This window comes from Flavobacterium granuli, assembly GCF_900129705.1.
Classification (GTDB): Bacteria; Bacteroidota; Bacteroidia; order Flavobacteriales; family Flavobacteriaceae; genus Flavobacterium; species Flavobacterium granuli.
This window is the reverse complement of record NZ_FQWO01000004.1, coordinates 24231-37627: the sequence shown is the minus strand read 5'-3', so window position 1 is coordinate 37627 and position 13397 is coordinate 24231. Positions and strand designations below refer to the sequence as shown.

General features: G+C 37.1%; 11 protein-coding genes and 1 pseudogene. 6 read left to right on the top strand and 6 right to left on the bottom strand.

Annotated features, from left to right (window positions below):
* Nucleotides 1-177: 177 nt before the first annotated feature.
* Both BUB25_RS06820 and BUB25_RS06815 read left to right on the top strand, forming a co-directional pair.
* Nucleotides 178-1500: a M16 family metallopeptidase gene (locus BUB25_RS06820; RefSeq protein WP_072942196.1), complete on the top strand. Its 1323-nt coding sequence runs from the start codon at nt 178-180 to the stop codon at nt 1498-1500.
* A 10-nt stretch (nt 1501-1510) separates the two neighbouring features.
* Entirely contained in the window at nt 1511-3559 is a 2049-nt protein-coding gene (locus BUB25_RS06815) for a M16 family metallopeptidase (RefSeq protein ID WP_072942795.1), read from the top strand.
* Nucleotides 3560-3640: 81 nt separating this feature from the next.
* Here BUB25_RS06815 and BUB25_RS06810 read toward each other — a convergent pair.
* A pseudogene (locus BUB25_RS06810) lies at nt 3641-4506 on the bottom strand (DMT family transporter).
* Nucleotides 4507-4615: 109 nt separating this feature from the next.
* On the opposite strand from BUB25_RS06810, the gene BUB25_RS06805 reads away from it, so the two are divergent.
* The gene (locus BUB25_RS06805; protein WP_072942793.1) at nt 4616-5017 is read left to right on the top strand and encodes a heavy-metal-associated domain-containing protein; all 402 of its coding nucleotides are present in this window, start codon (nt 4616-4618) and stop codon (nt 5015-5017) included.
* A 93-nt stretch (nt 5018-5110) separates the two neighbouring features.
* Here BUB25_RS06805 and gldD read toward each other — a convergent pair whose 3' ends face one another.
* Genes gldD through mutY form a run of 4 tightly spaced genes read right to left on the bottom strand, consistent with a single transcriptional unit; the run spans nt 5111 to nt 8545 of the window.
* A complete protein-coding gene (gene gldD, locus BUB25_RS06800; RefSeq protein WP_106357464.1) occupies nt 5111-5656 on the bottom strand; it encodes a gliding motility lipoprotein GldD in 546 nt (181 codons plus the stop codon).
* 43 nt (nt 5657-5699) lie between these two features.
* Complete coding sequence (locus tag BUB25_RS06795; RefSeq protein WP_072942192.1) at nt 5700-6998, bottom strand: gliding motility-associated protein GldE; 1299 nt, start codon at nt 6996-6998, stop codon at nt 5700-5702.
* 23 nt (nt 6999-7021) lie between these two features.
* Nucleotides 7022-7462, bottom strand: coding sequence for a single-stranded DNA-binding protein (locus BUB25_RS06790; RefSeq protein WP_072942190.1), 441 nt, complete (start codon nt 7460-7462; stop codon nt 7022-7024).
* Nucleotides 7463-7510: 48 nt separating this feature from the next.
* Complete coding sequence (gene mutY / locus BUB25_RS06785; protein WP_072942188.1) at nt 7511-8545, bottom strand: A/G-specific adenine glycosylase; 1035 nt, start codon at nt 8543-8545, stop codon at nt 7511-7513.
* A 134-nt stretch (nt 8546-8679) separates the two neighbouring features.
* On the opposite strand from mutY, the gene BUB25_RS06780 reads away from it, so the two are divergent.
* Both BUB25_RS06780 and BUB25_RS06775 read left to right on the top strand, forming a co-directional pair.
* Nucleotides 8680-8970 (top strand): HU family DNA-binding protein, encoded by a 291-nt coding sequence (locus BUB25_RS06780; protein ID WP_016989051.1) that lies wholly within the window; start codon nt 8680-8682, stop codon nt 8968-8970.
* A 390-nt stretch (nt 8971-9360) separates the two neighbouring features.
* On the top strand, nt 9361-10905 hold the full coding sequence (locus BUB25_RS06775; RefSeq protein ID WP_072942185.1) for an Rne/Rng family ribonuclease: 1545 nt from the start codon (nt 9361-9363) through the stop codon (nt 10903-10905).
* A gap of 157 nt (nt 10906-11062) precedes the next feature.
* Here BUB25_RS06775 and BUB25_RS06770 read toward each other — a convergent pair whose 3' ends face one another.
* Nucleotides 11063-11506, bottom strand: a complete 444-nt coding sequence (locus BUB25_RS06770) for a nucleoside deaminase (RefSeq protein WP_072942182.1) — start codon at nt 11504-11506, stop codon at nt 11063-11065.
* A gap of 82 nt (nt 11507-11588) precedes the next feature.
* Here BUB25_RS06770 and BUB25_RS06765 point away from each other — a divergent pair, with 82 nt between their 5' ends.
* Nucleotides 11589-13376 carry a 1-deoxy-D-xylulose-5-phosphate synthase gene (locus BUB25_RS06765; protein WP_072942180.1) on the top strand — a complete coding sequence of 596 codons (1788 nt, stop codon included), beginning with the start codon at nt 11589-11591 and terminating at the stop codon, nt 13374-13376.
* Nucleotides 13377-13397: the final 21 nt, after the last annotated feature.

Here is a 13397-nt window from a genome sequence, read left to right as displayed (position 1 = left end):
CTCTTTCTTTTACCTTGATTTAGAACCTATAAGCCAATACAAGATACCAGTATCAAACTTATCTATATTCGATAAAAAAGCAGTAATTTTCCTATTTAATCATTAAAAAAAATTACTTTTGATGTAACAATAGAACTACTATTGCTACTTATTACCAATATAATTTTATTAATTCTTATGAAAAAATCAATAATGGCATTAAGCGCCACACTTTTACTTGGAGGAGCCGTTTCTGCTCAAAAAGTAGCCTTCGAAGAATATACTTTAGACAACGGTCTGCACGTTATTTTACAAAATGACCCTTCGGCACCAGTTGTAATCACATCAGTAATGTACCATGTAGGTGCCAAAAATGAAAACCCGGAAAGAACTGGTTTCGCCCACTTTTTCGAACACCTTTTATTTGAAGGCACTGAAAACATCAAACGTGGCGAGTGGTTTAAAATTGTTACCGGAAATGGAGGGACAAACAATGCCAACACCACCGAAGACCGTACGTATTATTACGAAGTATTCCCTTCTAACAATCTGGAATTAGGACTATGGATGGAAGCCGAAAGAATGCTGCACCCAGTTATCAACCAAATCGGGGTTGACACTCAAAATGAAGTGGTTAAAGAAGAAAAAAGATTGCGTTATGACAACAGTCCTTACGGTCAATTGATTCCTGAAGTAAAGAAAAAAATGTTTACAAACCATCCTTATCGCTGGACAACCATTGGATCAATGGAACACTTAGATGCAGCAACACTGGCTGAATTTCAAGATTTCAACAAGAAATTCTACATTCCAAATAACGCTGTTCTTGTGGTTGCCGGAGATTTCGACAAAAACCAAGCGAAAGAGTGGATTCAAAAATACTTTGGTGTCATTAAGAAAGGCGCAGCTATTGAAAGAGAAACTTTCGTAGAAGAACCTATTACCAAAACCATCAAATCAAAATTTGAAGATCCAAACATCCAAATTCCAATGGTGGTTGCTTCCTACAGAACGCCATCGATGAAAACGCGTGATGCGAGAGTATTGGATTTCATTTCAACAATCTTAAGCGATGGAAAAAGCTCCAGATTGTACAAAAAAATTGTTGACGACAAAAAAATGGCTTTACAAATTGGCGCATTCAGCTACAGCCAGGAAGATTACGGAACATACATTCTGTATGGCTTACCGCAAGCTCCAAGCACGGCCGAGAACATCCTGGCAGAAATTGATGCTGAGATCGTAAAATTGCAAACGGAATTAATTTCGAATAAAGAATTAAAGAAATTACAGAACAAATACGACAATCAATACGTAAATAGTAATTCCACAATTGAAGGAATTGCTGAGAATCTTGCCACTTTTCACCTATTGTACAAAGACGTAAATCTAATCAACACTGAGATTGAAATATACCATTCTATCACTCCGGAAGAGATTAGAGAGGTTGCCAAAAAATACCTAAATCCAAACCAAAGATTAGTATTAGATTATGTTCCAACTGACAAATCCAATAATTAATACCAACATCATGAAAAAAACAATATATATAATATCCAGTCTGTTTTTGACTTTAGCTATGCAAGGACAAATAATTCCACAACCAAAAGCCACCGCTTCTCCAACAATCAAAATTGGCAAATCCAACAATTTTGAACTAAAAAACGGACTAAAAGTAATGGTGGTTGAAAACCATAAATTACCAAGAGTTTCGTTCCGATTAAGCTTAGACAACATGCCTTATGCCGAAGGAGACAAAAAAGGAGTTGCCGATATTACAAGCCAACTTATAGGAAGCGGAACCACCAAAACCACCAAAGACGCCTTCAATGAAGAAGTAGATTTCTTAGGAGCAAATATCGGTTTTGATGCTAATGGAGCTTCTGCCAGCGGATTGTCAAAATATTCCGGCAGAATATTAGAATTAATGGCAGATGGCGCTCTAAACACCGTTTTCACTCAGGAAGAATTCGACAAAATAAAAGCAAAAATGCTAGAGGCTATCAAGTCTCAAGAAAAAAGCATTACTGCTGTAGCAGGAAGAGTTGAAAACGTGTTGACTTTTGGAGTAAATCATCCTTCAGGTGAATATTTAAGCGCCGAAAGCATCAACAAAGTAACTTTGCAAGATGCAGTTTCAAACTACAAAAACAATTTTGTTCCAGGAAACGCATACCTGATTATTGTAGGTGATGTAAAAACCAAAGAGATAAAAAAAGTAGTGGAAAAACTATTTGGTTCTTGGGCCAAAGCTACTGCTCCGCAAATAACCTATCCGGATCCTAAAAACGTACCGCAGTCACAAATCAACTTTGTAGACATGCCCAATGCGGTGCAATCTGAAATTTCCGTTGTTAATACAGTCAATCTAAAAATCACCGACAAACAATACTTCGCAGCCATTTTGGCAAACCAAATTCTTGGCGGCGGTGGTGAAGGAAGATTATTCCTGAACTTACGTGAAAAACACGGTTGGACATACGGAGCTTATTCTTCGATAGGATACGGCAAATATGTAGAAAAATTCCGCTCTTCAACATCAGTAAGAAATGCCGTTACAGACAGCTCTGTCGTTGAAATTTTAAACGAATTAAAAAAGATAAGAACCGAACTGGTTTCTGCTGACGACTTGAAAAATGCCAAAGCAAAATACATTGGTAACTTTGTAATGCAAATCCAAAAACCAGCAACAGTAGCCCGTTATGCGTTAAACACAGAAACACAGAACTTACCTGCTGATTTTTACGAAAATTACATCCGAAGCATCAATGCAGTAACCGTAGAAGATATTAAAGCCGTAGCCAATAAATACTTCTTGGCCGATAATATCCGAATTCTAGTTGTAGGTAAAGGAACCGAAGTGGCTCCAGCATTGGAAAACCTAAAAATGCCAATGTTTTATTTTGACAAGTTTGGTAATCCAATCGAAAAACCAGTTTTCAAAAAAGACATCCCGAAAGACGTTACATTCAAAAGCGTATTAGACAAATACATTGTAGCCATTGGTGGAGAAAAAGCCGTAAAAGCGGTAAAAACCATCTCCATGAAAGGATCTACTACAATTCCACAAGCTCCTTCTCCTCTAAGTTTTACTTCAAAAGCGGACAGCAAAGGAAAACTAAACGTAGAATTAGCGATGGGAACCATGAGTCTAATGAAACAAGTAGTCAATGAAACCGGCGCCTACGTTCTTCAACAAGGACAAAGAAAAAACTTTGAAGGAAGCGAATTAGCCGAAATGAAAAGTAGTGCAGTCTTATTCGAAGAATTAAATCTTTCCAAAAAAGAAGGAATCAGCCTTGACGGTATTGAAAACTTCAACGGAAAAGAAGCTTATGCAATCAAAAACGGAAAAAATACACTTTACTATGATGTAGCTTCCGGATTAAAACTTGCCGAAGCCAAAACAATGGAACAAGGAGGCAAATCCATCACCCAAACAACCAACTTTGGCGACTACAGAGAGGTAAAAGGAGTAAAAGTACCTTTCAACATCATTCAGAATGTAGGTTTTGAATTAGACATTAAAATGTCTGAAGTTACCATTAACGAAGGCGTTACTGATTCCGACTTTAAATAGTCAAAAACTTAAATAATAAACAAAGGCTATCGTAACTGATAGCCTTTGTTGTTTTATAGCTTTTCTAATACCGACAGCTGTCTATTTTTTAGCAGACAAATACACCCCAATCAATATGATAAAAGCACCAAAAAACTGTATCGAAGTAAGCATTTCATGATCCAGCAATCCCCAGAAAAAAGCCACTACAGGAATCAAATACGTTACCGAAGTTGCAAAAACAGGCGACGAAATCTGAATCAGTTTGAAAAATAAAATATTGGCAATCCCGGTTCCCACAACTCCCAAAATCATGATAAACAAAACAGCCTCTTGTACTTTTTCGATATGAATTTCTGAAGAAAACCCGTTAAATATAAAATAGTCAAAGACGGAAATAGCAATACCAAAAAATTACCCGTAGTAATACTCACCGGACTCAAATCAGACAAAAACCGCTTAATCAGATTCACATTCACCGCATAGCAGATCGAAGCAATAATTACCAAAATCGCATAATAGTAGTTCTGATCCGGATGGTTCATTGCGCCGTTAAAAACCAACAACAAACTACCCAAAAGCCCAATAAAAACACCAAAAACTTGTCTTCTTTGAAAACCAACCCCAAAAACTAAGGCTCCTAAAATCAAGGTATTCAAAGGCGTCAGAGAATTGAGGATGGAACTCACCGAACTATCAATCTCCGTTTGTGCCATTGCAAAAAGAAAGGCTGGCACAAAAGTCCCAAACAACGAAGTCAAGGCAATATATTTCCATTTCTGTTTCGGAATCTTAAACAAACTTTTGAAACCAATTAACAATAAAAACAAAGCAGCAAATACAATTCGTAGCGAACCCACCTGCAAAGCAGTAAGCCCAATCAACCCTTTTTTGATTAAAACAAAAGAACTTCCCCAAACCAAGGCAAGAACTGCCAAATAAACCCATTTCAACTGTTTTGATTCCATCATCACTATTTTGCCCCAAAATTGTAATAATTTTATGAATTAGCCCTCGTTTTTTTATTAATTTTGCAATCGAATTACACCCTTGTTAAATCCCTAAAAATCAATGAATATGAATATCACAAAATCAATTGCAGCGATAGCTCTTGCCAGCCTTCTTTTTGTAAGTTGTAAAAAAACTACTCCTGACACTGCCATCGCAAAAACAGAAACAGTAGCTCCAAAAGTTAAAAAAGACTCGAGCGACAGCGAACAGCCGAAGGAAATTGCTGCTGAGAATCTACAAACAGCCAGTTTTACCATTGAAGGAATGACCTGTGCCATGGGTTGTGCTAAAACGATTCAAGAAGAATTGACTGCTCTTGACGGCGTACAAACAGCCACAGTAGATTTTGAAACAAAATCAGCCAGCGTAACTTTCGACAAAACCATCCAAAACCCTGAAAGCTTAACCAAAGTAGTTCAAGCAACAGGAGACGGCAAAACATACACTGTAAAAAGCACTAAATCATAATCAAATTAGTTTTTTTGATTTCATAAAAAAAGCATTCACTTAGCGGTGAATGCTTTTTTTATGAAAAAACTTTTATAAACAACCTTAGACAGTTTACTTCCATTTCAAGGTCTCCATCAGTCGCTGCATATCATTTTTAATATAACTCGCAGCCGGCATGATGGAATCAAAATTAGGCTTGGCATAGAAATAAACGGAACCGGTGACAAAATGTTTTATACTATCCGTCACATAGAATTGTGAGTTGGTAGCTGCGTTTCCATCCACCTGATAAAACATCCCATACACTTTGTTATCCGGATTCAAATACGGTTGCTCCAGGATATCATCTGCCTTGATTACATGTTCAAAAGTGAGCTTCTGGGCGTCGCGCAACAACTTATTAATATCATTATGCACAGGCTTATATGTCAAATAAATCGTCGCCTTCATTTTTGGATACGTAATAGTAAAACCACAATTCTTCTCGCCTTTAATCACAGCATCTGAATTCATTTCGAAAGTAAACGGACATTCATTCTCAAAATTGGCATATTTTGCGACAGGATAATCCAAACGCAAATAGCCCGAAGGTTTCGGAAGAACATCATCTTTACAAGCCGAGAACAGCAACAGTCCTAGAATTGCAAACAACTGCATCACGATTCTATTTTGATTCGATTTTTGTCGGTAGTACTTTAAATTAAGCATCAATAGTAACTTTTATCTGTTTTATTCTTTTTTTGTCCACAGCTTCAACGGTGAACAGGCAATTTTCGTATGCTATTTTTTGTCCTTTTTTGGGGAAGTTTCCTAAAATCTCCAGAATAAATCCAGCCAAAGTCTCTGCCTCGCCTTTTTTAACTTCAAAAAGATCTTCATCAACATCTATAATTCTGTAAAAATCCTTTAGGTTTATTTTCCCTTCAAAAAGATAATTGTGATCGTCTATCATCGAATAAACCACATTTTCATTGTCAAATTCGTCACTAATATCTCCAACAATTTCTTCAATCACATCCTCAAGAGAAACCAATCCTGATGTCCCGCCATATTCATCAACCACGATAGCCAAGTGACTTTTCATCCTTTGAAAATCCTTCAACAAATTGTCTAGTTTTTTATTCTCAGGAACGAAAAAAGGCTCTCTAATCAATGTTACCCAGTCAAAATTCTTTTTATCAATATGCGGCAGCAAATCCTTTACGAATAAAACACCCTCAATTTGATCAATATTATCGCGATAAATCGGAATTCTGGAATAACCTTTCTCAATAATTTTCGAATAGATCTCAACAAAAGATTCTGTGATTTCCAATGCAAAAATATCTATTCGGGGACTCATCACCTGTTTTGTATCTGTATTTCCAAAAGACACAATCCCTTCTAATATTTTCTGCTCGTCAGAAGAAGTATCTTCCGAAGAGGTCAATTCCAGCGCCTGCGACAATTGATCTACCGAAAAATTTGTTTTTTGTTTTCCCAGCTTATTATGCAAATAAATGGTTGTGTTGCGCATGGGTATACTAATAGGTGAAAGTAATTTTTCAAGCATGGAAATAGGAAATGCAATCAATTTAGCAAATTTCACACTGTTCCGGCTGGCATATACTTTGGGCAAAACTTCTCCAAACAACAACAATAAAAAAGTAACTACGATAACCTCCAATACAAATTTCAAAACCGGGGAACTTATCGCTGAAAACAAATTTCGGCCAACAAACGAAAACAGAATTACCACACCGATATTGATAAAATTATTAGCCACTAACAAGGTCGCTAATAGTTTTTTGGGTTTCTGTAAAAGATCTGACAGGATTTTTCCTTTTGAAGGATTTTCTTGAATAGTATCATCGATGTCTTTTTGAGACAAGGAGAACAAGGCCACTTCGGCTCCGGAAACTACTGCAGAGCAAAAAAGCAATGCACCTATTCCGATAAAATCAAACACTAGTTCAGTATCTAGTGCGTTTATAAGTCTTAAACTGGGCTCTGGGTCCAAATTAAAAAGGATTAGTTAGACAATCAAAACGGCAAATCATTGATTGGCAAGCCGTTATTTTGTGGGTCAAAGTTAGTGTTTTTTACGGAATCCTGATCGGGAATTTGTTTGCTGTTTTCATTTCCTTTTTTGGTCGATAAAAAAGTGAACTCAGTTACCTGAATTTCTGAAGTATGCTTCACAACTCCTTCCTCCGTCTGCCATTGACGTGATTTTATACGCCCCTCCACATAGATCTTATCCCCTTTTGATAAATATTTTTCACAAATTTCAGCCGCTTTATTGCGCACCACTAAATTGTGCCACTCGGTAGAAACAATCTTTTCGTTTGTCGTTTTATTGATATAAACTTCATTGGTCGCCAATTGAAATCGACCAATACAGTTGCCTCCATCAAAATAATGCATCTTCACTTCATCACCAAGATGACCTATCAGCATTACCTTATTTAATGTTCCATTCATAGTATAACTAGCATTTCTACCAAAGGTACATTTTTTTAGAAATTAATTTTATTCCTTTTCAATAAAATTATGAATCACAATTGGAAACGGAAAGGTTTTCAGATGCTCCTTATCTATTCCGTTTTCGATCCTGCCCTTTATTTTTATCTTCCAAAATTTAATATGCAAATGTTGGTGCGACAATTTATGAATGATGCTTTTTTGATTATCCTCCATCATACCTATAATAGTATGGGAACCAAAATCGCTTTTTTTCAGCAAGTCAGCAATACAATCAAAATCCTCTTCTTTCTCCGTTTCAATTAAAGGAAATTCATATAGGTTATACCAAATCCCCTTCGAACTGCGTTTTTGAATCACAGTGTTATCATCATCATCCGAAACCACTAAATAATTAAAGTAGCGATTCCTTACTTTCAATTTCTTGGATTTCACAGGCAACTGAGCCACTTTCTTTTTTTGCAAGGCGGCACAACTTTCGTTAAAAATACAAATTGAGCAATCCGGACTTTTAGGAACACATTGCAAAGCGCCAAATTCCATAATGGCTTGATTGAAGGTTGCCGGCATATCTTTCGGCATAAGTTCAAAAGCCAGGGCTGCAAATTCTTTCTTGGCGGAAGCCAAAGCAATATCGGTCTCTATATCAAAATAACGCGACAACACCCGAAACACATTGCCGTCCACAACCGGAACCGGCTCCTGATAAGAAAAGGACGCAATCGCGGCGGCCGTATATTCGCCCACACCTTTCAACTTCAACAACTCATTATAAGTTGCGGGAAAAACACCGCCTAAATCAAAAGCTACATATTGGGCCGTTTTATGCAAGTTTCTCGCCCGCGAATAATAGCCCAAACCCTGCCAGAGTTTCAGCACCTGTTCTTCATCGGCCTTGGCCAAATCAAAAACAGTGGGAAAGACATCCATAAAAGACAAAAAATAAGGTGTTCCCTGCGCAACACGCGTCTGTTGAAGCATGATTTCAGAGAGCCAAATAGCGTATGGATTTGTAGTATTTCTCCAAGGTAAATCACGTTTATTTTGTAAATACCATTGAATAAGAGAGTTAGAAAAAATCATTATTAAATATTTGTTGACAAAAGTAAAAGTTTATGTGATTAAAATTTAATGAATTAGCTTGAATATTTGTTTTTTAAATTCCTATATTTGCAAACTCAAAAAAATTATTATAAAATAATAAATAAGGAAAGAAAATGACGAAAGCAGATATCGTAGCGAAAATTTCAGAAAAATTAGGCCTTGAAAAAGGAGATGTTCAAGCAACAGTTGAGACCTTTATGAATGAAGTTAAAAATTCATTGGAGACTGGAGATAACGTTTATTTAAGAGGTTTTGGAAGTTTTATAGTAAAAACTAGAGCCGAGAAAACAGGTAGAAATATCTCTAAAAATACTACAATAAAAATTCCTGCACACAACATCCCTGCTTTCAAACCTGCAAAAGTTTTTGTAGAAGGAGTAAAAATTAATAACGAAGCAAAATAATAATATTAACTAATCATAAAATCGACAAGATATGCCAAGTGGTAAAAAAAGAAAGAGACATAAGGTAGCGACGCACAAACGTAAAAAAAGAGCGAGAGCTAACCGTCACAAAAAGAAAAAGTAGTTTTAAACTACTTTTTTCTTTTTAACCGTTCATTGAAATTTGGAAAAAAGAAAACAGATTACAGGTTACAGATTGCAGTTTTAACTGCTGCCTGAAAACTGGCATCTGACATCTAGACTTCCATCCGGGTTCAATACCTGTTAAAATTATTGTTTAATCCATCCTTACAATTCAGTTATGAGTTATAAGTTATGAGTTCTGAGTTGCAAACCAAGAACTGAAAACCGACAACTGAAAACTAAAAAGTTCGGATAAAAATTTACAACGTGAATAAAGAATTAATCATTCGATCTAGTTCTGATTTTGTAGATTTTGCCTTATTAAAAGATGGAAAACTAATTGAATTACACAAAGAAGAAGAAAAAAGCAACTTTCAGGTAGGCGATATTTTTATTGCCAAAATACGAAAACCAGTTGCCGGACTCAACGCTGCTTTTGTAAATGTAGGCTTCGAAAAAGATGCTTTCTTACATTATCACGACCTAGGTCCTAACCTCACTTCCCAACTGAAATTCATAAAACTTGTAAGCGCAGGTAAAATAAAAGATTTCTCCCTAAAAAACTTTCAGTTTGAAAAAGAAATAGACAAAGATGGCACCATTACCGATGTAATCAACGCCAATCAATCTATTTTAGTACAAGTCGTCAAAGAACCGATATCAACCAAAGGACCAAGAATTAGCGCTGAGCTTTCTCTTGCCGGACGTTTTATAGTTTTAGTTCCTTTTTCGGATCGCGTTTCTATTTCTCAAAAAATAGAAGACAAGAAAGAAAAGGATCGTTTGAAACGATTAGTACAATCCATCAAACCAAAAGGATTTGGTGTTATTGTTCGCACAGTAGCCGAAGGCAAAAATACAGCCGAATTAGAAAAAGATTTGCAGAACCTGCTTGGCAGATGGACTGCAATGTGTAAAAAATTACCAACTGCTCATCATCCGTCCAAAGTATTAGGAGAACTCAACAGAGCTTCTTCAATATTGAGAGACGTTTTCAACGATACTTTTACCAGTATCCAAATTGATGATGAAGAGTTGTACAACCAAACAAAGGATTATTTGCAAGAAATTGCACCATCCAAACAATCCATTGTTAAGTTTTATCAATCAAACGATACGCCTATTTTTGAGAAATACAACATAGAGAGACAAATCAAGACTTCATTCGGGAAAACAGTTTCCATGAGTAAAGGGGCTTATCTTATTATCGAACATACCGAAGCGCTACACGTCATAGACGTAAACAGCGGAAACCGTTCTAATAAGGCCACTAACCAGGAAGACACCGCAATGGAAGTCAACATGATTGCCGCCGCCGAAATCGCCAGACAATTGCGTCTGCGAGACATGGGCGGAATTATTGTGATTGATTTTATCGACATGTCTAATCCCGAAAATCGTAAAGTTTTGTTCGACTTCCTGAGGGAAGAAATGAGCGATGATAAAGCGAAACATAAAATCTTACCTCCTAGTAAATTTGGATTAGTCCAGATTACCAGACAAAGAGTAAGACCGGAAAGAAACATTAAAACTAGAGAAGAAGATCCTAACAATGAGAATGGCGAAATTGAAGCGCCAATTCTAATCATTGATAAAATTGCTTCTGATTTAGATAGAGTTTTAAAAACCCACCAAGACGTTGTGCTTAACGTACATCCCTTTGTGGCCGCATACCTTACCAAAGGTTTTCCATCAATACGTTCAAAATGGTTTTTTGAACATAAAAAATGGGTGAAAATCATACCTCGTGACGCTTACACGTATTTAGAATATCATTTCTACGACAAAAAAGGAAATGTTATAAAAGAATAAATCAGAAACTCCTCAAGAAATTGGGGAGTTTTTTTTTGCGCTTTTTTGAGCAATTTCCGGCCTTCCGATCACTATCAGCACGCTATAATCTTATAGGACCAACACCGGAACATAAGGATTTTCACTTCCGTCCGGACTAGGAATCCCATGTACTGCATTACTTCCTTCTCTCGGCAAAAAATCGCTTCATCAAGTCCGAAGCCTCATCAGCCATAACCCCACGAACAACGGTCGTTTTTGGATGTAATTGCGTACCCATTTTCTCATAACCCCGATGCGCATCGCTGGCCCCAAAAACAATTTTTGAAATCTGACTCCAGTACAAAGCGCCAGCACACATTTGGCAAGGCTCCAATGTAACATACAAAGTACAATCTTTCAAATATTTGCCTCCAATAAAATTTGCCGCCGCTGTTATCGCCTGCATCTCGGCATGAGCGGTCACATCATTTAACAATTCTGTCAAATTATGACTTCTCGCAATTATCGTATGATCAACAACCACGATAGCTCCCACAGGAATTTCGCCTTTTTCAAAAGCCATCTCCGCTTCCTGCAAAGCCTTTTTCATAAAATATTCGTCAGTGAAAGGATTTATCATAATTTATTTACGTGAAAGGCATTATTTTTGCTTGAAAACCTATTGTTTACAAAAATAGGAATTCAATTCGTACATTTGCCTTATGCCAGAAAATTTACTTTTAAACATAAACAATCCCGAGGATTTACGCCTGCTTGACGAAACCCAACTTCCTCAAGTCGCTCAGGAATTACGTAATTTCATAATCGATGTTGTATCTGTAAAGGAAGGACATCTCGGCGCGAGTTTAGGTGTAATCGAATTGACTATTGCCCTGCATTATGTATTCAACACCCCAGAGGATTTATTAGTTTGGGATGTGGGACATCAGGCCTACGGACATAAAATCCTTACAGGAAGAAGAGAAATTTTCCATACCAACCGTCAATTGCACGGCATTTCCGGTTTCCCAAAAAGAAGCGAGAGCATTTATGATGCCTTTGGCGTAGGCCATTCTTCCACTTCCATTTCGGCAGCCTTGGGAATGGCAATTGCCTCTAATTTAAAAGGGGAACACTCCAAGCAACACATCGCAGTAATTGGCGACGCCTCCATAGCTTCAGGGATGGCTTTTGAAGGATTAAATCACGCCGGAGTAACCGATGCCAACCTATTAGTAATTCTTAACGATAACGCTATTGGAATCGATCCCAGCGTAGGCGCGTTAAAAAAATATTTAACTGCTGTCAAAAACGGAAAGAATCCAAGACAGAACAACATGATAAAGTCATTGAATTTTGATTATTCAGGACCTATCGACGGACATGATATTTTTGCTTTAATCAAAGAATTGAAACGATTACAAAAAATAAAAGGACCAAAATTCCTTCACGTAATCACCACAAAAGGAAAAGGGTTGAAACAAGCCGAGGAAGATCAGGTGAAATACCATGCTCCTGGGAAATTTGACGCCAATACCGGAGAAATACATACAAAAGTAGAGGAAAATCTCCCTCCAAAATACCAGGACGTCTTTGGCCTGACTCTTTTGGATCTAGCCCGAAAAAATGAAAAAATCATTGGAATCACCCCCGCAATGCCTTCTGGGAGTTCCCTCAAATTTATGATGGAAGCCTTGCCGGATCGCGCTTTTGATGTGGGAATTGCCGAGCAGCATGCCGTTACACTTTCAGCCGGAATGGCAACACAGGGAATGATCGTTTATTGTAACATCTACTCGACATTTTTACAACGAGCTTATGACCAAGTAATCCACGATGTCGCTCTACAAAATTTGCCCGTCATTTTTTGTTTGGACAGAGCTGGACTGGTAGGAGAAGATGGCGCCACCCATCATGGCGTGTTCGACTTGGCTTATCTTCGTTGCATTCCCAACATGATTATTTTTTCTCCTTTGAATGAAATTGACCTCCAAAACATTTTATACACCGCACAATTAGGACTAAAAAACCCAATAGCTATTCGATACCCACGCGGTCGTGGTATGATTACTGATTGGGAATCCGTAAATTTCGGTCACTATGAAAAAATAGCCATTGGCTCGTCTAGTTGCTTAAAGAAAGGAACTGAAATAGCCGTTTTATCCAATGGACCAATAGCTAAAAACGTCACTTTGGCTTTAACCAAAATAGCCAATCCGGACGAAATTGCGCACTACAACTTCGCATTTGTCAAACCGCTGGATGAAAAAGAACTGCATGCTATTTTTAAGAAATTCAAAACCATAATAACAATCGAAGATGGCGCCATTACAGGAGGATTTGGTACTGCGATTCTCGAATTTTCGGCTCTACATCATTATACTTCGGAAGTAAAAATATTAGGAATTCCCGATGAGTTTATCGAGCAGGGTACCGTTGAAGAACTACAACAATGTTGTAATATTAACGTTAACACCCTTGAACTAATTTTTTTAAACTATTTAAAATAATTATATTGCCCATCTAAAAAA